Genomic DNA, 20,780 nt, shown 5'->3' with positions numbered 1-20,780 from the left:
CACAAAGCGCCTAATTAGTTATTAATTAGGCGCTTTTTATTCTTTTTGATACACTAACGCTTCGTTTTTGCAAAGTGTGTAGTATAAACATGACTTATAAGTTTAAACCCGCATGGTGGATGACCAATCGTCACGTTCAAACCATAATGCCGCGTTTTTTCCGCCCTTTTCATAATACTCGCTACGAATTAGAGCAGCTTGATACGCCCGACGGTGATTTTATTGAGCTTGCATGGTCACTTCCGCATAACGAAAACGCTCCACTTGCCATTGTATTGCATGGCCTTGAAGGCAATATTAATAGCTTTTATGCCAAAGGCATGATGAAAGCGCTAAAAAAGCAAGGGTATGCCGTTGTACTCATGCATTTTAGAAACTGCTCAACAGAAGTTAACCGCCTTCCCCGTGCATACCACAGTGGTGACACAGACGACTTAGCTTTTTTTATTAATCACTTAAAACTACAGTTTCCAAACAGGCCTTTATTTGCGGTTGGCTTTTCGTTAGGTGGTAATGTATTGGCAAAATATTTAGGTGAGCAAGCCCAGCGATGCCCATTAAATGCAGCAGCCGTTATATCAGCACCGTATGATTTATCATCATCAAGTGATGTAATACGCAAAAGCTTGGGTAAAATTTATCAAAAGTATTTGCTCGATCGTATGAAAAAATCCATGCAGCGCAAGTTACCTCAAATTAAGCAGCAAATACCCATCACAACTGATGAATTAATGGACATTAATGATTTATTAGAATTTGATAATCATATAACAGCCCCTTTGCATGGCTTTGAGAATGCACATGATTATTATCGTCAAGCCAGTGCTATGCCCTACTTAAAACATATTGCTGTACCTACCTTAATCATTCATGCGAAAGACGACCCAATGCTGTCGATTAAAGCAGTGCCTAGCAAGCAAGATGTGAGTGAAGATGTTACCCTGTGCGTCTCTGAAAAAGGTGGGCACGTTGGATTTATTAGCGGTAGTAATCCGTTTAAACCCATTTTTTGGTTAGAAAAAGCCGTACCCAGCTATTTTGGCCAACACATAATAAACAAAACGAGTAACAAGCAGTAATGATTATCCCTTTTGAACAACTTGATAAAGACACACTATACAATTTAATAGAAAGCTATGTACTGCGTGAAGGCACTGATTATGGCGAGCAAGAGTTCAGTATTGAAAGTAAAGTAGCGCAGGTAAATCAACAATTAAAAAGCGGCGAAGCCATGGTGTTTTTTTCTGAGCTGCACGAATCGGTCACTATCATCTCAAAGAGTGAATTTAAAGCACTACAAAGTGAAGAGCACCAACAAGCGTCCTATGATTAGAGTGTAGTACTTGTAACTTTTTAGCTGAGCGTACACAATGGCTTTTTACCCAAAGAGCCAAAACATGATAAAACTCAGCACTCTAGTGGTAGCCGTATCACTAGCTTTAACAAACCAAGCCTTTGCAGAGCAACCTGTTAGCGCGTCAGACAAAGCGGTTAAACTTGCCAAAGACACTATTTTAATCGACACTCACATTGATGTACCTTACCGTATTCACGATACGTGGGCTGATGTAACTAAAGCGACTCAGGATGGCGACTTTGATTATCCTCGCGCAGTAAAAGGTGGCTTAAACGCGCCATTTATGTCGATATATATTCCTGCCCATTTAGAGTTTGAAGGTAAAGGCAAAAGCTATCAGTTAGCTAATCAGTTAATTGATGGGATGGAAGCCATTGCACAACGTGCACCCGCTAAATTTGCAATGGCAAGCTCGACAAACGATATAGAGCAACAATTTAAAGATGGCAAATTGTCTATTGCTATGGGGATGGAAAACGGCTCCCCTATTGAAGGTGACTTAAAAAACCTTCAGCACTTTTTTGACCGTGGCGTACGTTACATCACTCTTGCACACTCACAAAGTAATCATATTTCTGACTCATCTTACGATATTCGCCGTAAATGGAAAGGCTTAAGCCCCTTTGGTAAAGAGCTGGTCACTGCAATGAATAATATGGGTATGTTAATAGATGTGTCGCATATCTCAGATGATGCGTTTTATCAGGTAATGGAATTGTCTAAAACTCCTGTTATTGCCTCACATTCATCGCTTCGTAAATACACTCCGGGTTTTGAGCGTAATATGAATGACGATATGCTATTAGCCCTTAAAAAGAACGGTGGTGTGATTCAAATTAACTTTGGTTCAAGCTTTGTTACAGCAAAAGCAGGTGCATGGGGTAAGCAACTAAAAAGTACAAAAGAGTCTGCTAAAGAACAAGGCACTAAGTTAAGTAATGATTTTGATGCGGCTTATCGCGCTAAAAATCCGTACCCTTTTGCCAGCCTTGAACAAGTGCTTGATCATATTGATCACGTTGTAGAGTTGATTGGCATTGATTATGTTGGCATTGGCTCTGATTACGACGGTGTTGGCGATTCGTTACCGATTGGCTTGAAGGATGTATCTAGTTATCCAAACTTAGTACAAGGCCTTATGGATAGAGGCTACAGCGATGGCGACATAAAAAAAATACTAAGTGACAATACACTAAGAGTATGGAAGCAAGCTGAAGCATATGCCAAAAAACACTAAGCTGTAAAATTTGTCAGTTGTCAGTTGTCAGTTGTCAGTTGTCAGTTGTCAGTTGTCAGTTGTCAGTTGTCAGTTGTCAGTTGTCAGTTGTCAGTTGTCAGTTGTCAAAAAGTTTAATTATTAGCACGGCTTAAAGTCGTGCTTTTTTATGTGTTAAGTATAATTTAACACCAAGCTACTAATAGCTGAAAACTAATCGCTTTTCTTTAGGCATTAAAAAAGGCCACCTAAGTGACCTTTTTCTAACAATTAACTTAAACGTTAATTATTACTCTACGATAGTTGCTACAACACCAGCACCTACAGTACGGCCACCTTCACGGATAGCAAAACGAAGACCTTCATCCATCGCGATTGGTGCGATTAGAGTTACTGTCATCTTGATGTTATCACCAGGCATTACCATTTCTACGCCTTCTGGTAACTGTACGTCACCAGTTACGTCAGTTGTACGGAAGTAGAACTGTGGACGGTAACCTTTGAAGAATGGAGTATGACGACCACCTTCATCTTTAGAAAGTACGTATACTTCTGAAGTGAATGTAGTGTGTGGGTTGATTGAACCAGGCTTAGCTAGTACTTGACCACGTTCAACGTCTTCACGCTTAGTACCACGTAATAGTGCACCAATGTTCTCACCAGCACGACCTTCGTCAAGAAGCTTACGGAACATTTCAACACCAGTACAAGTAGACTTAGTAGTCTCTTTGATACCAACGATTTCAACTTCGTCATTCACGTTGATGATACCGGCTTCAACGCGACCAGTTACAACAGTACCACGACCTTGGATTGAGAAAACGTCTTCGATAGGCATGATGAATGGCTTATCGATGTCACGCTCTGGCTCTGGAATGTAAGAATCTAGTGCTTCTGCAAGCTCTACAATCTTGTCTTCCCATTGCTTCTCGCCTTCAAGTGCTTTAAGTGCAGAACCTTGAATTAGTGGTAAGTCGTCACCTGGGAAATCGTACTCAGAAAGAAGTTCACGAACTTCCATTTCTACTAGTTCAAGTAGCTCTTCGTCATCAACCATGTCACATTTGTTCATGAATACGATGATGTAAGGTACGCCAACCTGACGAGAAAGAAGGATGTGCTCACGCGTTTGTGGCATTGGGCCATCAGTCGCAGCTACTACTAAGATAGCGCCGTCCATTTGTGCAGCACCAGTGATCATGTTTTTAACATAATCGGCGTGACCAGGACAATCTACGTGTGCGTAGTGACGAGTTGGTGTGTCGTACTCAACGTGTGAAGTTGAGATAGTGATACCACGCTCGCGCTCTTCTGGAGCGTTATCGATTGATGCGAAATCTTTAGCAACACCGCCGTATACTTTTGCAAGTACGTTAGTGATTGCTGCAGTTAGTGTAGTTTTACCGTGGTCAACGTGGCCGATTGTACCAACGTTTACGTGCGGTTTTACGCGTTCAAACTTTTCTTTTGCCATGACGGAACCTATCAGTTTTGTGTATCTAGATTACATATGAAAATAATCCACCGAAGGTAGATTAAGTTAATTTTTTCAAATAGTATTTTCTGACAGATAAAGGAAGTAATCAAGAAGATTCTTAAGACTGGTGCTGATAGGCAGAGTCGAACTGCCGACCTCACCCTTACCAAGGGTGCGCTCTACCAACTGAGCTATATCAGCAACACAAGAACTGGAGCGGGCAGCGGGAATCGAACCCGCATCATCAGCTTGGAAGGCTGAGGTAATAGCCATTATACGATGCCCGCGTTAGGAATCTGTTCTTAATCTACCTCTAACCGTCAAGAATAAAGTGGTGGAGGGAGCTGGATTCGAACCAGCGAAGGCTGAGCCGTCAGATTTACAGTCTGATCCCTTTGGCCGCTCGGGAACCCCTCCACGATAATTCTCTACTAATTCACTTTCGGTAAAAGGAAAGTGGTGCCGACTAACCGAGTCGAACGGTTGACCTACTGATTACAAGTCAGTTGCTCTACCAGCTGAGCTAAGTCGGCACTGCTTTAGTACGGGGCGAGATATTAGAGTAAGGTTTATTGGGATGCAACAATAAAATTAAAAAAAATGCGATTTTATTGGTTAAATGTTCAATATTCATGCAAAAGTCGCTGATTTTTCTATTTTTAGCTTGTTTTGCTTAAATCTCGCCAAAAATTTAAACCTTTCATTACTAATAAAGAATCAAAAATACTACCTTCAAATTGTTGCTGTAACAGTGCGCCATAACCACCAGCAAAAACAATTTGTACTGTTTTTGTGCTATTTTGCACGCCTAAGTGTAATTTAGCTTGTTCCACCGCCCCGATGGTCGCAACCAACGCACCATTTTTTAAACCGTTAGGTGTATTTTTCCCTAATTGATTCTCAAAGGGGGTTTTTTCGTCGTCAAATACTCGTTGGGTGTTTTGTGTCAGCGATGACGTCATTAAATCGAGCCCAGGTAAAATCCACCCACCTAAATGGTGGCCTTCACTGGTTAACACATCAATCGTTGTGGCGGTACCAGCATCAACCACTATACATGCTTGGTTAGGGTGCAATGTAAAACCAGCAATAAGCGCAAGCCATCTGTCTATGCCTAGGTTGTTTACTTGCTCGTATGCGCAGCTTAATCCTTTAAGTGTTTTAGTCACCGTTGCTTCATAACATGCTATATGATGCTTAGCAGCTTGGGCTAATAATTTATTAAGTAAGTCACTTCGCCCTACACAAGCGTATACAACTTCTGTTATTTGCGGCCAGGGTAAATTATTTAAATCTGCTGGTTGTGCCTGCTGATTGTGCCAAAGCACTGCTTTTAAAGATGTGTTACCTACATCAATGAGTAATCTCATAGCTGTGCCTTTCTCAGTGATATTTCACCGCCATAATAGCTTTTTACCTCGCCGTCTTGGCGGATACGAATTCCTCCTTGAGGATCAATTCCTTCGCATATTCCCCGCCAACTTCTATGGCCTGTATTTAACTCTACGTACTCACCCGCAAATGCATTAAGCGAATTCCATTGCTCGTGCATTGTGTGTAACCCACTTTTACGATACTGATCTAACCGGTGCTCTAAGTGGTAGGTGAGTGATGCCACCAGCTCGTTTTTATCTAGCTGCTGGGTATGCTGGCTTAGATCAGTCCATGCTTGATCTATGTGTTGACTAAAGCTCTGTGGCATTTGCAAATTAATACCAATTCCTAGCACTAACTGACACGGCCCTTGCGGCTGCCCATCTAGCTCAACAAGTACACCAGCAAGCTTCTGTTTATTAAGGTAAATATCATTTGGCCACTTAAGCTCTAACTCTATGTCGTAAAGCGCTTTAATTGTATCGTATACCGCTAATCCTACCGCAATCGACACCCCCATAGCCGCTTGAAGACCATCATCTAAACGCCAAAAATAGCTGTAATAAAGGTTTGCACCAAACGGTGACTGCCACACACGGCCTCGTCGTCCTCGGCCAGCCTGCTGCATTTCAGCCACAATCACGGTACCCGACTCAAGCGCTGTTTTAGCTTGTACACGCCTCATAAGTTCGGAATTGGTTGAGTCAATTATAGGATGTACTTCTACGTTCACTGGCTGTGACTTTAACTGGCTAGTTAATTGATTAAAATGCTGCTGTATTTTTGTTTGATTTAAAAGCCCAGCGTGGTTATTTAGGCTATAGCCTTTACCCGTTACTTTAAAGATATCTAAACCCATAACTTGTAAGCTATTTATGTGTTTACTCACTGCCGCACGACTAATACCGAGCTGCTCACCTAGCGCTTGGCCAGATACAAAACCGGGTTGATTTAACGCATTTAATATAGCGAGTTTATTGCCATCGGGTGCTTTCACTGTGTAACGTCTCCTTGTATGTAGCATTCATCGGTTGTGTTTATTAACCGTACTTCATGCTCAAGCAGTATGTTGTAACGCGAGTACACAACATGTTGAATGTGCTTGATTATACTAATTAGATCTTCGCCGTGGCTATCACCATGATTTACTAATACCAATGCTTGTTGCCTATGAACTTCAATGCCCGCAACCCGATAACCTTTGAGGTTTGCGTTATCTATTAACCACCCTGCAGCGACCTTATGCTTGCTTTGCCCGTATGCGTAGTGCGGTAATTCAGGGAATTGCTTTAATAGCGTTGCTAATTGTTGATTGGTAATTATCGGGTTTTTAAAAAAACTGCCCGCATTTGGTAACGAGTATGGATCTGGCAGTTTACTATTACGAGTTTGAATAACGTGCTCAAATACAGCGCGTGGAGTCACGTTTTTTAGCTGTTTTAATGGCCCATAACTCAGTACAGGTTGCCATTGCTTTGGCAATGCTAGCAATACCCGTGTGATAACGGCTTTATTTTTTAGTCCATGTTTAAATACAGAGTCGCGGTAGCCAAACTCACATTGCGCGTTAGTCAAACAAACAAGTTTCTTGCTGTGTATGTCAAAGTACTCAACCGACTCTACAAACTTAGAAAGCTCAACACCGTAGGCTCCAATATTTTGTACAGGTGACGCCCCAACTGTACCAGGTATAAGTGCTAAGTTTTCAAGCCCTGGTAAGTTTTTATAAAGCAAGTAACTTACTAATGCGTGCCAATTTTCACCAGCGGCAACGCTTATTAAAGTATCGGTTTCACGGGGTGTAATAGTAATCCCTTTGGTGGCCATTTTAATAACCGTACCGTGGTAATCGTTTAAAAAAATGGTATTACTCCCCTCCCCCAACAAACAAAATGGTGACGAAAAGCTTTGAGTATAAAGTTGCTCAAGGTGAGTAATTTTAACTAAATTTTGGCATTGATTATGTAATGCAAAGGTGTGTAAAGGGTGTAATGCGTACGCCACAAAGCTCTCAAGATAAACCGTTAACTAATCGTAATAGTTTACCTCATCGTCGCAAAATGCGCATCAGATTGTAAAAATTGCTCAACCCACCCAGCCAATCGTGATATAAAACCTGCACTTTTTATTTGTGTTCAGGGTAATTATGAAAATTAAACCTCTCTTTTTAAGCCTCGCTATGGCAGGTATGTGTTCGCAAGCAATGGCGAATGCGGTTGATCAAAACTCATACGCCAATCTTGACGATGTTGTTACAACTCACCTTAGCCTTGATTTAGATGTCGATTTTGACGACAAGCAATTAGAAGGCTTTGTTGAGCATACGCTTAAATGGAATAACAGCAAAAGCAAAAAACTAGTGCTTGATACCCGCGATTTAGATATTGATAAAGTAATGTATCAAACACAAACAGGCAGCTGGCACAAAGCTAAATTCACTTTAGCGAATCGTGATGATGTTAAAGGCTCAAAGCTTACTATTGAATTTAAAAGCCAAGCTAAAATAGTGCGTATTTATTATAACAGTCGTCCAGAAGCATCTGGTCTACAATGGTTAACACCTACGCAAACTGCCAGTAAAACGCACCCGTTTATGTATAGCCAATCGCAAGCGATTCATGCCCGTAGTTGGTTACCCGTACAAGACACTCCAGCAATGCGTGTAACCTACTCTGCACGAATTACTACGCCTAAAGATATTCGTGCGGTTATGAGCGCAGACAATAAAGATGCGCTTTATAAAGATGGCGACTACCATTTTGAAATGCCGCAAGCTATTTCGCCATACCTAATTGCCATTGGTGCAGGTAACCTAGAATTTAAAGCAATGTCTCATCAGACGGGTATATTTGCAGAGCCTGAAATTTTAGAAGCCTCTGTTGCTGAATTTAACGACACGCAAGCCATGATCGATAAAACCAATGCCATGTATGGCGACTATGCTTGGGGCCGCTACGACTTACTCATGCTTCCGCCAAGTTTTCCGTTTGGTGGCATGGAAAATCCACGTTTATCGTTTATTACCCCTACCGTTGTTGCAGGCGATAAAAGCTTAGTTAACCTTATTGCGCATGAGCTTGCTCACTCTTGGTCTGGTAACTTAGTGACTAATGCGACGTGGGAAGATTTATGGTTAAACGAAGGTTTTACCTCATACGTTGAAAACCGTATTATGGAAGAAGTGTTTGGCCGCGACCGTGCCGTTATGGAACAAGCACTCGATGCAGCAGGTCTTCGCGCGCAGCTTAAAACCATTGACGCGCCAGACACACGCCTTAACTTAAAGCTTAATGGTCGTGACCCAGATGATGCATTTAGCTCGGTACCATACACTAAAGGTCAATTATTCTTAATTTACTTGGAAAACAAGTTTGGTCGTGACAAGTTTGACCCTTTCGTAAAAACTTATTTTGACGAGTTTGCTTTTAAATCGTTAACGACTGCACAATTTGTTACCTATATTGAAGCTAATTTAATTAACAAGTACCCAGGTATTGTTAGCATGGATAAAGTGAACGAGTGGATTTTTGAGCCAGGTTTACCAACAGATGCTCCTAACCCTACCTCTGATGCGTTCGATAAGGTCGATACTGCAACTACAGCCTGGTTGCAAGGCGCAAAAACTGCTGCTCAGTTACCTACAGCAAACTGGACAGTACACGAGTGGTTGCACTTTTTAAATAACTTACCACGCGATTTAAGCATTGAAAAAATGACTGAGTTAGATGACGAGTTTAACTTAACGCAGTCAACCAACGCAGAACGTGCATTTGCATGGTATATGCTAGCAGTAGGCAACGGTTATCAGCCAATTTACCCTGCACTTGATGCGCATTTATCAGGTATTGGTCGTCGTAAGCTAATTGTGCCGCTGTACAAATCACTTATCACTAACGGTAAGAAAGACTGGGCGCAGAGTGTTTACTTAAAAGCACGTCCCGGATACCACCCACTAGCACAAGGCACTATTGACGCATTATTTGAAAATAAATAGTGTAAAGTTAAAAGGGCCAAGTTTGGCCCTTTTTTAATGCTTATTTTAAATAGCTTAGTTTGTTACTTTTTCTAAAAAAGCTTTGCGCTCAGCAACTGTTGCTTGCTGCCACCAAAAGTCGAGCATTTGCGCCGCACTTGGCATGCCTTTGCCTGTAATAGGCGCAATAGGTTTAATTGGCCTACTTGGCTTTTCTGGACCCGCTGGTGCTTCTCGCATAGTTCTAACAGGCGCTTCGCTAGCAAGTTGATTATTAGAGACAACACTCAAAGGCGCAGCTAACGCACTGCCTTTTGCTTTTAAACTTACCATGGGCGATTGAGCAAATACTTTAGCCGCTACTGCATTTTCAGCACGATTAAATACCAAGGTATAATCTGTACCCGCCTCAATTGTAATATCAACCCAAAAAGGCTCTGACTCAACCACCTCATGCATATCGTAATCTTCATCGTACAAGTCGGTATACTTGAGCTTTAGCCGATACGACCCCGGCGCTAGCTCTAAATCTTCTACACGGCTAAACAAAGAGCTTTCTATTATTCGCTCACCGACTTGCAACGGCACAAACTCTTCAGGAAAGTGAATGTTTTCTGCCATACTCGATACACTAAATAGCAATGCAGCTACACTGCTCATTAACACTGATTTACGCATATTAACTCCTTTGGTTGATTTGAGTTTGACACTGCTTTGAAAATTTGTCATTAGTGAATCTAAATTTCATACCACTTGATAAGGAACACACAATGAGCCAAGAGACTATCTTTACAAAAATAATCAACCGCGAGATCCCAGCAAACATAATTTACGAGGACGAAAATACTCTCGCGTTTGAAGATATAAACCCTCAAGCTCCTTTTCATGTGTTAATTATCCCAAAAATTGCAATTCCTACCATAAATCATATAAATGATGATAACGCACATTTAGTAGGTAACTTGTATGTGGTGGCCGCTAAGCTTGCAAAAGAACATAACTTTAGTGATGACGGCTACCGTGTTGTTATGAACTGCAACGATCATGGCGGACAAACCGTCTATCATATCCATCTTCACATGCTTGCCGGGAAGCAAATGGGGTGGCCTCCTTATCAAGATAATAAAAAAGAAATCGCTTAATTAAGCTCAGTTACTACATGCTATATAAAAGCATGTGTTCCTATAAATTAAAAAACAATTACTTATTTGCAACATTTTATGTTTAAATAATCATAAAATTGTACTTGTTTTTAAGTACGATAGCGGTTTTCTAATACTAAAGGTGTGGGAATCGTGATAAACTTAATCAGTCAGCTTTATAAAAGAGTATAAAAACATGAGCAGTTCTGCCTTTTTGTTATTAGATAAAGATCCAATTAATACTATTGGTATTAACGTATTAGAGCCATTGCTAAAAACGCAAGGACTAGACGTTACAACAGGTACTAATATATTGGATACACCTGAAGGGACTCGCTTACTTTTTATTGAAACATCTAGCAATGACGCGTGGGGGAAATTAAAAGAACAACTAGTAAACCTTCGTGTTAAGTGCGATATCATATTATTTAACTTAGATGAAAACCCAGAGCTTGCTAATCGAGCACTACTCAGCGGTATTCGTGGTGTATTTTACACGACAGATAATGCAGATGTGCTAATGAAAGGTATTCGACTCTTATTAGAAGATCAGCTTTGGTATCGTCGCGACATCATGTGTAATGCATTAAATCGCATGTTGCAGTTTAATAAAGACGCACTTCACAAGCTTACAGAGGGCGATATTGAACCTGTCAAACTTACTAAGCGAGAAAAAGCGATTATTTCATTAATGAGTAACGGTTCTAAAAACAAAGAAATTGCTGAAGAACTTAGTATTAGCCCACACACTGTAAAAACTCATTTATACAGCGCATTTAGAAAGACCAAGTGTCGTAACCGTATTGAGCTTTTATCGTGGGCACAGCAAAATATACCAGACGAAATTCGCTAAACGCTGACTTCGACTGAAATACAAAAACAGACACTTAGGTGTCTGTTTTTGTATTTAATATAAGCGCTTGTTAAGTTTATAATTTTTAATTAATCTAATCAAAAATCACCTGCTGGAAAACCCATGCTTGACTCATACACTTTATATTTTGCCAGCATAGCCGTTATTGTCGTCATGACTTTTTTAAATATTTTAACTTGGCGAACCAATAAGCAAACCCCAGGGACACTAATATACATTTTTTACCCAGTATTGATGCTATGTGCTGTCGTTGCATTTGCGCTTGTAAATAGCTCACATAACTTACTTGTTATAAATGCAGCGTGTAGCTTAATGTTTGCAGCCTCTATTGTGCACTGTTTTGCTATTAGTCAATTTTTAGATTATCGCGGACCTGGATTTAAGCTTCTTTGTTCAGTGACCGCATTTAGTGCAATAGTATTTGGTTATTATAGTTTTTTTGATCCTTCTTTAGCTGGTCGTGTTATCGCATCCGACCTACAACATATTTCAGAAGCCTTGTTTTTACTGTTTATATTTATAAAGTACGCTCGTAAACCTTACCCCAACGGCAGTATTGTATACATTACAATTTTAACACTCGTGGTGTTAGCCTTTATTGCGCGTTCAATTTTTATGAATGAAATTGAGCAAAAAGATCTCGTCTCAAGCAGTTGGTTTAGCACTGTATTATTTTTAAATGGCATCATAGCACCTATGTTTTATGCCGCTGGTATGGCACTGTTATGTAATGAACGCCGAGAGCATCACCTCAATACGCTCGCCGATAAAGCGCAGAAAGATTTAGAAATACGAGGGCTATTTTTATCGACTATTAGTCACGAAATACGTACACCACTCAATGGTATTTTAGGTAGTGCACAATTGGTCATGAACCAAACTAGCGATACGCATAGTAAAGCCTATTGCGAAGCAATTATTAATTCTGCCGAATCACTAAACCTACTGGTCGATAAAGTACTTGAATATGCGAGTCTAGACCAAAGTGACGAAGCCCTTTATGAAGAAGATATTGAATTTAAAACATGGCTAAATAACTTATGCTTATTGCTCAGCCCATTAGCAGAACAAAAACAGCTTAAATTTGAGCTTATATGTAATATTCCTGAACAAGCATGCTACTACTGTGACCAGCAAAAGCTTCGACAAATAATTATTAACTTAGTTGGTAATGCTATTAAATTTACTGACCGTGGCGTAGTAAAAATTCAAGTTGATTTAGTTTTAGAAAAACAACTAGAACACACTATAAAAGTGAGTGTTAAAGATTCAGGCCCAGGTATCGAAAATGAAGAAATTGCCTACTTAACAGAGCCTTATGTACAAAGTAGTGCAGGCAAGGAAAAGGGTGGCACCGGTCTTGGACTTGCAATTACCAGTCGCTTATTAGAAAAACTCGGTAGCCGCCTTGAAATTTCTAGTCAACTGGGCACTGGTAGTGTATTTAGCTTTACGATTACTTTTGCGCTGGGTGAGTTAAGCCTTGTAGAGCAACGCCATCAAACAAAAGATTATTTAACAGGGCTTGATGTTCTTTTGGTGGAAGATTTAGACCTAAACCAAAAAATTGCTATTGAGTTTATGGCCGACGACGAACACAAAATTAAGCTCGCTAAAGACGGTAAAAGTGCCATTGAGTTAATGCAAGCTCATCATTTTGACGTCGTCTTACTTGATATGAATCTACCCGATTTAACAGGCCAAGAAGTTCTTAAACGCCTTAAACGCCTTGATCACAAAAACCAGCGCACACCAGTACTCGCCTTTACTGCGAGTTTAAGCCCTGATGAAGTTAAAGAGTATTTAGCGCTGGGTATAAAAGACATTGTTGGTAAGCCAATTAAACACCAAAAACTGCGTCAGGCATTAAGCGATTCTCAATCAAATCAAACCACTAATATTGCAGTAGAACTTATAGATACTCTGTACGATAAAACGGCTATTGAAACACTCGCCAGCTCGTTTAGTGAGGATGAGGTATCGTCTATTTATAATGAGTTTGTTCTCTCTGCTCGTAATAAGCTGATACGCTGCCAAGATTTAATAGACCAGCATCCTGAACAGTGCATTAAACTTTTACACCGCCAAGCGAGTACTGCATTGCAATTAGGGTTTAATCGTTACGGCATTGAACTTAAAAAAATTGAGCGCCGCCTACTCGACAATAAGCCTCATAATGGCATGCTTGATGAGGCACTTGATCTTTGGCAACGCAGCCTTGAGAAATACTTAAAATTTGTACGTAGTGAATTAGGTTAAAGCGCTTTACTTTAAAAGTAGAGCTGCTCAATACCTTCCGTATATATCATTAAATCGCTCAATGTCATTTTCATCAAGTATGGCACCCGTTTGTACCTCAATAACAATTAACGGCACTTGCTGGTTATTCGCTAAGCTATGCAGTTGTTTAGCGGCAATATAACAAGATTGATCTTGGGTGAGTGTTAATACTTGGTCATCAATACGCACATCTGCCACCCCAGATACAACAACCCAATGCTCTGCACGATGCTGATGGCGCTGCGTCGAAAGTTTAGCACCGCTATTAACGGTTATTTTTTTAACTTTAAAACCACTACCTTCAACCAAAGTGCGGTAGTTACCCCATGGACGATACACAACCTGATGGTGGTTGAGTTTATCACTTTGGCTCAGTGCTAATTGTTTAAGTAATAAGGGTAAGCCATCGAGCTTATTTTTATCGGCAACCAGTGTGGCGTCGTGGGTGTGAATAATGGCTAAATCACTTACGCCAAGCGTAGCGATACTATGGTCGTGTTCGCTAATAACAAAATTATTAGTACTGTTTTGTGCAGTATGGTTTTGGTTTTCATTATTACCGTGTGCATCTTGCTTAGTAAGGCTAGCAAGCGCACTAAAGCTGCCCACATCATTCCATTTAAGTGCTACAGGCATAACAGCAACATTGTTACTACGCTCTAAAATAGCATAATCAATTGAGTCACTTGGGCAAAACTCAAGCGGTTCACTATCGGGCCTAGTAAAACCTAAGTCATGTGAAAAATGAGAAGCCATCTTCACGCTGTGCGCTATTTTTGGCGCAAAACGTTCAAGCTCATTTAAATAAGCACGTGGCGTAAATAAAAACATGCCGCTATTCCAACTATAACCGCCTTCAGCTAAGTATTTTTGCGCCGTAGCTAGGTTTGGCTTTTCTTTAAACTCGGCCACTTCAAAACAGTTTGAGCCTGAAATTTTACTGCCTTGCTTTATATACCCAAACCCAGTGTGGGCCATTGAAGGTGTAATTGAAAAAGTAACCAACTTTCCTTGCTCTGCCAGTGTTACAGCATCGTTTATTTGTGATTTTAGCGGAGAAAAATCCTTTATATGATGATCAGCAGGCATCACCAACATAGGACCTTTAAGCCCACTTTGAATTGCGTAATGGGCAGCAAGTGCAATAGCAGGAGCCGTATTTTTACCTGTAGGCTCTAGTATCAACCCAAACACTTTAGCTGCACTACTTTGCTCTTTAGCAATAAATCGGTGCTGTTCATTACACACTAAAATTGGCTGTGAAAACTCAGCCCCAGAGACGCGATTTAATGTATTTTGCAATAATGAGTTTTCATTATTCAATAGTGGCAAAAATTGCTTAGGCATTGCTTGGCGCGACAAAGGCCACAACCTAGAGCCAATACCACCAGCTAAAATAACAGGAGTGATTAAAGTGTTCATATTGCTAATTAGCCGCCAATCAATGTAATAGCGTCTATTTTAACACTTAATATGTTTAGTGCTATGTGAAGATGATTTAAGTCAGAGTAAACGTATCAGCATCTAAATAAGCAGGGAAAGCCGCTTTAAAGGTCTCTAAATGTTTTTTTTCAAGTGTCACTGTTACTAACTGCTCTGTGTTATCGGCCGCCTTAGCTAATGCCTCTCCCTTAAAATTATAAACTGCAGTGCCACCATTGTGAGCAACACCATTGCCATCGTCGCCTATACGGTTAACCCCTACCACATAACATAAATTTTCTATTGCACGAGCTGCCAATAATGTATCCCAAACGGGGCGTCGCACCGCTGGCCAATTTGCTACATTTACCATTATGTCGTAGTCATTTTTATTGCGCTGAAACACCGGAAAACGCAGGTCGTAGCACACCTGCGGTAATAGTTTAAAGCCATTAATTTCAAACACTTTTCGCTCACTTCCTGCTAGTACATAGTCTCCCTCATTTCCTAAGCGAAATAGATGGCGTTTATCATAATAGATTACTTCACCACATGCTTTTACCCAATAAAAGCGGTTGGCTTTTTTATTACCTTGCGCCACCAGCACCGACCCAGCAATCACTGCATTATGTTTTTTTGCTTGTTGTTTTAACCACGTAAGCACCAAGCCATTTTCTGGCTCCGCGCAGTCAAGGTTTATAGCAAAACCAGTGGCAAACGTTTCAGGTAATAAAATAAGGTCAGGCTTTTCTGTTAGCGCCTCGAGCTGCTTATCAAGCATCGCTAAATTAGCGCTTTTATCAAGCCAGTGAAGAGAGCTTTGCACCAATGTAAGCGTTAAAGTTGACATAAAATATGGGCTGCCTCTTTTAGGGTTTCATCATTTTTTGCAAAACATAAGCGGATAACTTTATCACCCGGTGGCGTTTGATAAAAAACACTTAAAGGTATTGCCGCAACACCTGCTTGCTCAACTAGCCAATGGCAAAATTCAACATCGTTTAAATCAGCTACATCACTATAATCTAACAATAAAAAGTAGGTTCCTTGGCTTGGTAAAACTGTAAATCGACTGCCGAGTAAATGACGTATAAGTAAATCGCGCTTTTGTTGATAAAAATCACTGAGCGAATCTACATGCTCGCTTTGTTGTTCTAACATGTCGGCCAATGCATGCTGAGCAGGTGTGAAGCTAGAGAAGGTCACATATTGATGAATTTTTCTAAACTCGCTCGCTAAATGTTCAGGGGCAATGCAATAACCCATTTTCCAACCTGTACAATGAAATGTTTTACCAAAGCTCGAAATAACAAAACTTTGAGCTAACAATTCTTGATCTCGTAATACACTTAAATGTGGTTGCCCATCAAATGCAATATGCTCATACACCTCATCGCTTACAATATATAGCTTGTAAGTACCAACCAACCTTTTAAGCTCTGTAATATCTTGTTGAGTTATCACTTTAGCGGTTGGATTATGAGGCGTGTTTATAACAATAGCGCGGGTGTGCTTTGTAATTTTTTGCTCTACCGTACGCCAGTTAATCGTATAGTCGGGGGCCTTTAATGCAATATGTACGGACCTCCCGCCTGCAAGCTCAATCGCGGGTTTATAAGCGTCATAAGCTGGGTCAAATACGATGACTTCGTCGTTTGGGCGAACTATTGTTTGAATGGCAACAAAAAGAGCTTCGGTTGCCCCCGATGTGATGGTTATTTGCTTTGCAGCATTAAGCTCTGTAGCGTATTTTTTTTGTATCAAACTTGCAATTTGCTGCTGTAATTTAGGTACACCACTTGAAGGTGAATATTGATTAACACCATGTTGAACATAATGAGTAATCTGACTTTTTAAAAAGTTTGGTGTGTCGAACTCAGGAAACCCCTGCGAAAGGTTAATTGCAGAGAACTGATTCGCCAGCTCACTCATTTGGCTAAATATACTCACACCAACGTCAGGTAATTTACTATTGAACACACGCTTTCCTTACTTCATTTTTGGAACCACTCAAAATAAACACGCACCTATTACATCTGTTTATTTTAACCTACTTATAATTTTCGTAAATTTTATCTAATGGCTCCGAAAGGCCACTTTCTTGAACTATACGCACATGTTCGCGTTTAAGCTCTCGTGCACTTGTTACACCGCATGAGTGAGCAATAAGCCCCGCGCCATAGTGAATATACTTATTGTAGTTAGCCACTCGCTGCGCTTTATCCGCAACGTTTAAACCGCGCTGCAAGCGTTCGTTATGAGTAGTAATACCGGTAGGGCAAGAATCTTTGTTACATTGCATTGCTTGAATACACCCTAATGCAAACATATGTCCGCGAGCCGACACAACAAAATCTGCCCCAAGCGCTAACGCCCACGCAACCTTAGAAGGCACAATAAGCTTACCCGAAACAATGATTTTAACGCGATCACGCAGTCCGTGTTTTTCAAGCATATTGACTACTAGCGGTAAACTTTCACGAAGTGGTAATCCCACAGAATCCATTAAGGGCTGAGGAGCAGCGCCGGTTCCACCGTCAGCACTATCAATGGTAATAAAATCAGGAGCCGACTCAATACCACGGTGATTTATTTCAGCAAATAAGGTTTCTAACCAGCCATACGCACCAATCACAGCCTTAAAGCCAGTTGGTTTACCTGTGGTATTTCGTACCGTCGCAATCATATCGAGAATATCACTGGGGTTTTTAATTTCAGGGTGCCCATTGGGACTAATAGAATCTTCGCCCTCAGGAATACCGCGTATTTTTGCTATTTCAGCATTCACTTTGCGCCCAGGAAGCATGCCTCCCTTACCGGGTTTAGCACCTTGACTCATTTTAAGCTCAAACATTTTAACCTGCTCGTGTGCTGCAATCTGTTTGAGTTTTTCGATACTGAGCTGGCCATTTTCATCGCGTACCCCGTATTTAGCAGTACCAATTTGAAAAACTAAATCTGCCCCCCCTTCAAGATGATAAGGGCTCAAGCCCCCCTCCCCCGTGTTCATCCAACAACCCGCGAGCTTTGCCCCTTTAGAAAGAGCACGCACAGCGGGCTTAGATAGCGCACCAAAGCTCATTCCCGATACGTTAAATAAAGAATTGGTTGAATAAGGTGTTTGGCAATAGGGGCCAAGCGTTACTTCACTTGGCGCAAGCGCTTCTTCATCAAGCGTAGGGAAGGCGCAGTTCATAAACATTACTGTACCTGTGACCTCTAAGCTTTGTGTAGATCCAAATGCCGCGGTACGGTCTACATTTTTTGCAGCGCGATAAACCCAACTACGTTCGGCACGATTAAAAGGCATTTCTTCCCTGTCGAGAGCAAAAAAGTATTGTCTAAAAAACTCGCCTTGACGTTCAAAAAAATACCTAAAGCGTCCAATTACAGGGTAATTTCGTCTAATTGCATGCTTTGTTTGTGTAACATCGCGGATATAAAAAACAGCCACAATTAAAACTAATAAGCCTAAAAAAACAATAAATAGACTCGCAAATACGTCAATACTAAACATTATAAAGTTGTTCATTGGTGATCCGCTGCTGTAAAAATAAAAAAGTGCTATATCCAAAATGACATAACACTTTTATGCATTCAAGAATTAACCATCTGTAAGTTAACTCTTCTGTTTGGCTAACTCTTCATTAATATATAAACGTACTTGCGCCTCTAAAACTGATAAAGGGACAGAGCCATGGCGTAATACCTGATGGTGGAACTCCCTAATATCGAAACTTTGCCCAAGTGCTTGCTCAGCCTCTTTACGTAAACGTTTAATCGTAAGCTCGCCAATTTTGTATGACAGTGCTTGGCCAGGCCAAGTTATATAGCGATCGGTTTCGGTTTTCACATTGTGTAACGACAACGCTGTATTTTCGCTCATAAACTGCATAGCGCGCTCTCTGCTCCAACCATACATGTGCATACCGGTGTCTACCACTAAACGAGCAGCTCGCCACATTTCGTAAGTTAAACGACCAAATCGGCTATATGGACTTTGATAAAAGCCCGCTTCAATGCCTAAGTACTCAGAGTAAAGCCCCCAACCTTCACCGAATGCCGATAAATACGCATCTCGACGATAACGTGGCAAGGTTTCTAATTCTGCATTTAATGATATTTGTAAATGATGGCCCGGCACCGCTTCGTGCAAAGTGAGCGCTTCTAATACATACAGTGGGCGTTTATCAAGTGCGTACGTATTCACCCAATAATAGCCCGCCTCATCATCTCTATTTGACCCTGAGTAGCGACCCGTTGTGTATTTGGGCGCTATGCTCGCGGGTACCGGCGCAACACCATACGGTTTACGAGGCAAGGTATGAAACAGCTTAGGCAGTTGTGCGTCCATTTTTTTTGCTATATATGCTGCCTCTTTAAGTAGCTCCTCCGGTGTGGTTGCATAAAATTGCGGATCGGTTCGTAAAAAGTGAATGAACTCTGCAAATGTTCCCTCAAACTCGACTTCTTTTATAATGGCTTCCATTTCGCCGCGAATGCGTGCAACTTCTTTTAACCCCAGCTCGTGTATCTCTTTAGGGGTCATCTCGGTAGTGGTGTAATATTTAGCTCTATTTTTATAAAACGATTCGCCGTTTGGGGTATTTGAAATACCTATCGAAGTGCGCGCACCGGGGCGATACTCCTGTGTAAAAAAAGCTAAATAATTTTTATATGATTCAATTACTTTATCTTTTATTACCGACTGCGCCTGTTGCTGAAGTGATTTAAACTCACTCTCTGGCAAGCCTGCGTTATTTTTTAAAAAAGGTTTATAAAATTCAGACGTTGTAACATCCTCAACTATATAGGCTGATATTGATTCTTCGTAACCTTCAAGCACAGCCTTAGGTTGCGTTAAACCTGTTTCAAGACCTTTTTTCATCCAATAAATATTTTGTTCAAAAAAGCGAGGGACCTGAGCCAAACGTGCTAAATAGGTTTGATAATTTTGCAGTGTTTTATATTGGCTGCTGTTTACAATATACGATAAACCAGAATGAAAACCGTACTCAGAAGTTAGCGGCATGTAATGAGCATTAAATACATATTCGTCAACGCTGTTTTGTACTTGAGCGCGAATAATACTGAAGTTTATTTGGTTTTCATCACTCAGGGACGCTGCATCTAAGGCGTCTAGCTCAGCCAAGAACTGAGTTTTTTTATTATATTGCTGCTCTAAAAACTCAGGCGATAGATTCGCTAACAAATAACCATTAACACCCTCAATGTTGCCGTAAGGGCTGGAACTTTGTCGGTAATCAACAATGCTATCTGCAACCGCTGTAAACTGACTATCGGCGTTATAGTTTGTGGTTTGACAGGCACTTAAAGTACATAAAAGCGTCATGCTGATAAGTGTATTGCGGATTGGCTTAAGTAATAAATTATTCGTCATAATAAAATTTAGTCAGATAATGAATTTCACAAAGCTATCGCAGACTCAGTAAATAGCAAGTAAATGAGACAAGTATCGTTGATGTTAACGCCCTACCAGGCTTAAAGCTTATTCAATAAAAGGGCAAGCTATGATACAGCATATTGCTATTACACTGCGCTATCAGGCGCATTTGCAATAGCGTCTCTTTATAACGTGCCTTTACCTTATTACTAAAACCACCACTGTAAGATAAAGTTTTAAATAAAAATCAACTCTAAAAGT

General features: G+C 40.7%; 17 protein-coding genes and 4 tRNA genes. 7 read left to right on the top strand and 14 right to left on the bottom strand.

What is annotated here, in order from left to right:
• The first annotated feature begins 89 nt into the window (after positions 1-89).
• From AC27JL_RS15940 to AC27JL_RS15930, 3 genes are all read left to right on the top strand, one after another.
• Positions 90-1,079: a hydrolase gene (locus tag AC27JL_RS15940; RefSeq protein ID WP_487196053.1), complete on the top strand. Its 990-nt coding sequence runs from the start codon at positions 90-92 to the stop codon at positions 1,077-1,079.
• Positions 1,079-1,333: a YheU family protein gene (locus AC27JL_RS15935; protein WP_008126773.1), complete on the top strand. Its 255-nt coding sequence runs from the start codon at positions 1,079-1,081 to the stop codon at positions 1,331-1,333. Before AC27JL_RS15940 ends, AC27JL_RS15935 begins: the two co-directional genes overlap by 1 nt.
• A 64-nt stretch (positions 1,334-1,397) precedes the next feature.
• Positions 1,398-2,594, top strand: a complete 1,197-nt coding sequence (locus AC27JL_RS15930; protein ID WP_487196052.1) for a dipeptidase — start codon at positions 1,398-1,400, stop codon at positions 2,592-2,594.
• Positions 2,595-2,862: 268 nt separating this feature from the next.
• On the opposite strand, the gene tuf is transcribed toward AC27JL_RS15930, so the two are convergent.
• From tuf to murB, 8 genes are all read right to left on the bottom strand, one after another.
• Positions 2,863-4,047: an elongation factor Tu gene (gene tuf, locus AC27JL_RS15925; RefSeq protein WP_006791257.1), complete on the bottom strand. Its 1,185-nt coding sequence runs from the start codon at positions 4,045-4,047 to the stop codon at positions 2,863-2,865.
• Positions 4,048-4,175: 128 nt separating this feature from the next.
• Positions 4,176-4,251 (bottom strand) — tRNA-Thr (locus tag AC27JL_RS15920).
• Between the two features lie 11 nt (positions 4,252-4,262).
• Positions 4,263-4,337: transfer RNA gene (locus tag AC27JL_RS15915), tRNA-Gly, on the bottom strand.
• 45 nt (positions 4,338-4,382) lie between these two features.
• A tRNA-Tyr gene (locus AC27JL_RS15910) sits at positions 4,383-4,467 on the bottom strand.
• Positions 4,468-4,507: 40 nt separating this feature from the next.
• Positions 4,508-4,583 (bottom strand) — tRNA-Thr (locus AC27JL_RS15905).
• A gap of 126 nt (positions 4,584-4,709) precedes the next feature.
• Positions 4,710-5,420: a type III pantothenate kinase gene (locus tag AC27JL_RS15900; RefSeq protein WP_277053861.1), complete on the bottom strand. Its 711-nt coding sequence runs from the start codon at positions 5,418-5,420 to the stop codon at positions 4,710-4,712.
• A complete protein-coding gene (gene birA / locus AC27JL_RS15895; protein ID WP_487196051.1) occupies positions 5,417-6,421 on the bottom strand; it encodes a bifunctional biotin--[acetyl-CoA-carboxylase] ligase/biotin operon repressor BirA in 1,005 nt (334 codons plus the stop codon). Before birA ends, AC27JL_RS15900 begins: the two co-directional genes overlap by 4 nt.
• Positions 6,418-7,428 carry a UDP-N-acetylmuramate dehydrogenase gene (murB, locus tag AC27JL_RS15890; protein ID WP_487196050.1) on the bottom strand — a complete coding sequence of 337 codons (1,011 nt, stop codon included), beginning with the start codon at positions 7,426-7,428 and terminating at the stop codon, positions 6,418-6,420. Before murB ends, birA begins: the two co-directional genes overlap by 4 nt.
• Before the next feature lie 142 nt (positions 7,429-7,570).
• On the opposite strand from murB, the gene AC27JL_RS15885 reads away from it, so the two are divergent.
• Positions 7,571-9,418, top strand: coding sequence for a M1 family metallopeptidase (locus tag AC27JL_RS15885; RefSeq protein ID WP_487196049.1), 1,848 nt, complete (start codon positions 7,571-7,573; stop codon positions 9,416-9,418).
• 54 nt (positions 9,419-9,472) lie between these two features.
• Here AC27JL_RS15885 and AC27JL_RS15880 read toward each other — a convergent pair whose 3' ends face one another.
• A complete protein-coding gene (locus AC27JL_RS15880) occupies positions 9,473-10,075 on the bottom strand; it encodes a DUF2057 domain-containing protein (protein WP_006793874.1) in 603 nt (200 codons plus the stop codon).
• A gap of 92 nt (positions 10,076-10,167) precedes the next feature.
• On the opposite strand from AC27JL_RS15880, the gene AC27JL_RS15875 reads away from it, so the two are divergent.
• From AC27JL_RS15875 to AC27JL_RS15865, 3 genes are all read left to right on the top strand, one after another.
• Positions 10,168-10,539: a histidine triad nucleotide-binding protein gene (locus tag AC27JL_RS15875; protein ID WP_006793873.1), complete on the top strand. Its 372-nt coding sequence runs from the start codon at positions 10,168-10,170 to the stop codon at positions 10,537-10,539.
• Positions 10,540-10,735: 196 nt separating this feature from the next.
• Positions 10,736-11,392: a helix-turn-helix transcriptional regulator gene (locus AC27JL_RS15870; RefSeq protein ID WP_008132268.1), complete on the top strand. Its 657-nt coding sequence runs from the start codon at positions 10,736-10,738 to the stop codon at positions 11,390-11,392.
• A gap of 123 nt (positions 11,393-11,515) precedes the next feature.
• The gene (locus AC27JL_RS15865; protein WP_487196048.1) at positions 11,516-13,672 is read left to right on the top strand and encodes an ATP-binding protein; all 2,157 of its coding nucleotides are present in this window, start codon (positions 11,516-11,518) and stop codon (positions 13,670-13,672) included.
• A gap of 27 nt (positions 13,673-13,699) precedes the next feature.
• Here the strand turns inward: AC27JL_RS15865 and AC27JL_RS15860 are convergent, their stop codons facing one another.
• From AC27JL_RS15860 to AC27JL_RS15840, 5 genes are all read right to left on the bottom strand, one after another.
• On the bottom strand, positions 13,700-15,115 hold the full coding sequence (locus AC27JL_RS15860) for a mannose-1-phosphate guanylyltransferase/mannose-6-phosphate isomerase (protein WP_487196047.1): 1,416 nt from the start codon (positions 15,113-15,115) through the stop codon (positions 13,700-13,702).
• 76 nt (positions 15,116-15,191) lie between these two features.
• Positions 15,192-15,965, bottom strand: coding sequence for an amidohydrolase (locus tag AC27JL_RS15855; RefSeq protein ID WP_341218843.1), 774 nt, complete (start codon positions 15,963-15,965; stop codon positions 15,192-15,194).
• Complete coding sequence (locus AC27JL_RS15850) at positions 15,953-17,095, bottom strand: methionine aminotransferase (RefSeq protein ID WP_487196046.1); 1,143 nt, start codon at positions 17,093-17,095, stop codon at positions 15,953-15,955. Before AC27JL_RS15850 ends, AC27JL_RS15855 begins: the two co-directional genes overlap by 13 nt.
• Before the next feature lie 70 nt (positions 17,096-17,165).
• The gene (locus AC27JL_RS15845) at positions 17,166-18,647 is read right to left on the bottom strand and encodes an FMN-binding glutamate synthase family protein (RefSeq protein ID WP_006793867.1); all 1,482 of its coding nucleotides are present in this window, start codon (positions 18,645-18,647) and stop codon (positions 17,166-17,168) included.
• Between the two features lie 87 nt (positions 18,648-18,734).
• Positions 18,735-20,516 carry a DUF885 domain-containing protein gene (locus tag AC27JL_RS15840; protein ID WP_341218844.1) on the bottom strand — a complete coding sequence of 594 codons (1,782 nt, stop codon included), beginning with the start codon at positions 20,514-20,516 and terminating at the stop codon, positions 18,735-18,737.
• Between the last annotated feature and the right edge of the window lie 264 nt (positions 20,517-20,780).

Source organism: Pseudoalteromonas sp. 4NS20-0020, assembly GCF_057554385.1.
The sequence above is the reverse complement of the archived record's forward strand: the minus strand, read 5'-3'. Positions and strand labels throughout refer to the sequence as shown.

Bases quoted from the DNA above. Each gene is read 5' to 3' on its own strand.
- AC27JL_RS15860 (WP_487196047.1), bottom strand. From the start codon at position 15,115: ATGAACACTTTAATCACTCCTGTTATTTTAGCTGGTGGTATTGGCTCT.
- AC27JL_RS15885 (WP_487196049.1), top strand. From the start codon at position 7,571: ATGAAAATTAAACCTCTCTTTTTAAGCCTCGCTATGGCAGGTATGTGT.
- AC27JL_RS15875 (WP_006793873.1), top strand. From the start codon at position 10,168: ATGAGCCAAGAGACTATCTTTACAAAAATAATCAACCGCGAGATCCCA.
- AC27JL_RS15930 (WP_487196052.1), top strand. From the start codon at position 1,398: ATGATAAAACTCAGCACTCTAGTGGTAGCCGTATCACTAGCTTTAACA.
- AC27JL_RS15900 (WP_277053861.1), bottom strand. From the start codon at position 5,420: ATGAGATTACTCATTGATGTAGGTAACACATCTTTAAAAGCAGTGCTT.
- AC27JL_RS15845 (WP_006793867.1), bottom strand. From the start codon at position 18,647: ATGAACAACTTTATAATGTTTAGTATTGACGTATTTGCGAGTCTATTT.
- AC27JL_RS15855 (WP_341218843.1), bottom strand. From the start codon at position 15,965: ATGTCAACTTTAACGCTTACATTGGTGCAAAGCTCTCTTCACTGGCTT.
- tuf (WP_006791257.1), bottom strand. From the start codon at position 4,047: ATGGCAAAAGAAAAGTTTGAACGCGTAAAACCGCACGTAAACGTTGGT.
- AC27JL_RS15940 (WP_487196053.1), top strand. From the start codon at position 90: ATGACTTATAAGTTTAAACCCGCATGGTGGATGACCAATCGTCACGTT.
- AC27JL_RS15880 (WP_006793874.1), bottom strand. From the start codon at position 10,075: ATGCGTAAATCAGTGTTAATGAGCAGTGTAGCTGCATTGCTATTTAGT.
- AC27JL_RS15840 (WP_341218844.1), bottom strand. From the start codon at position 20,516: ATGACGAATAATTTATTACTTAAGCCAATCCGCAATACACTTATCAGC.
- AC27JL_RS15865 (WP_487196048.1), top strand. From the start codon at position 11,516: ATGCTTGACTCATACACTTTATATTTTGCCAGCATAGCCGTTATTGTC.
- AC27JL_RS15870 (WP_008132268.1), top strand. From the start codon at position 10,736: ATGAGCAGTTCTGCCTTTTTGTTATTAGATAAAGATCCAATTAATACT.
- AC27JL_RS15935 (WP_008126773.1), top strand. From the start codon at position 1,079: ATGATTATCCCTTTTGAACAACTTGATAAAGACACACTATACAATTTA.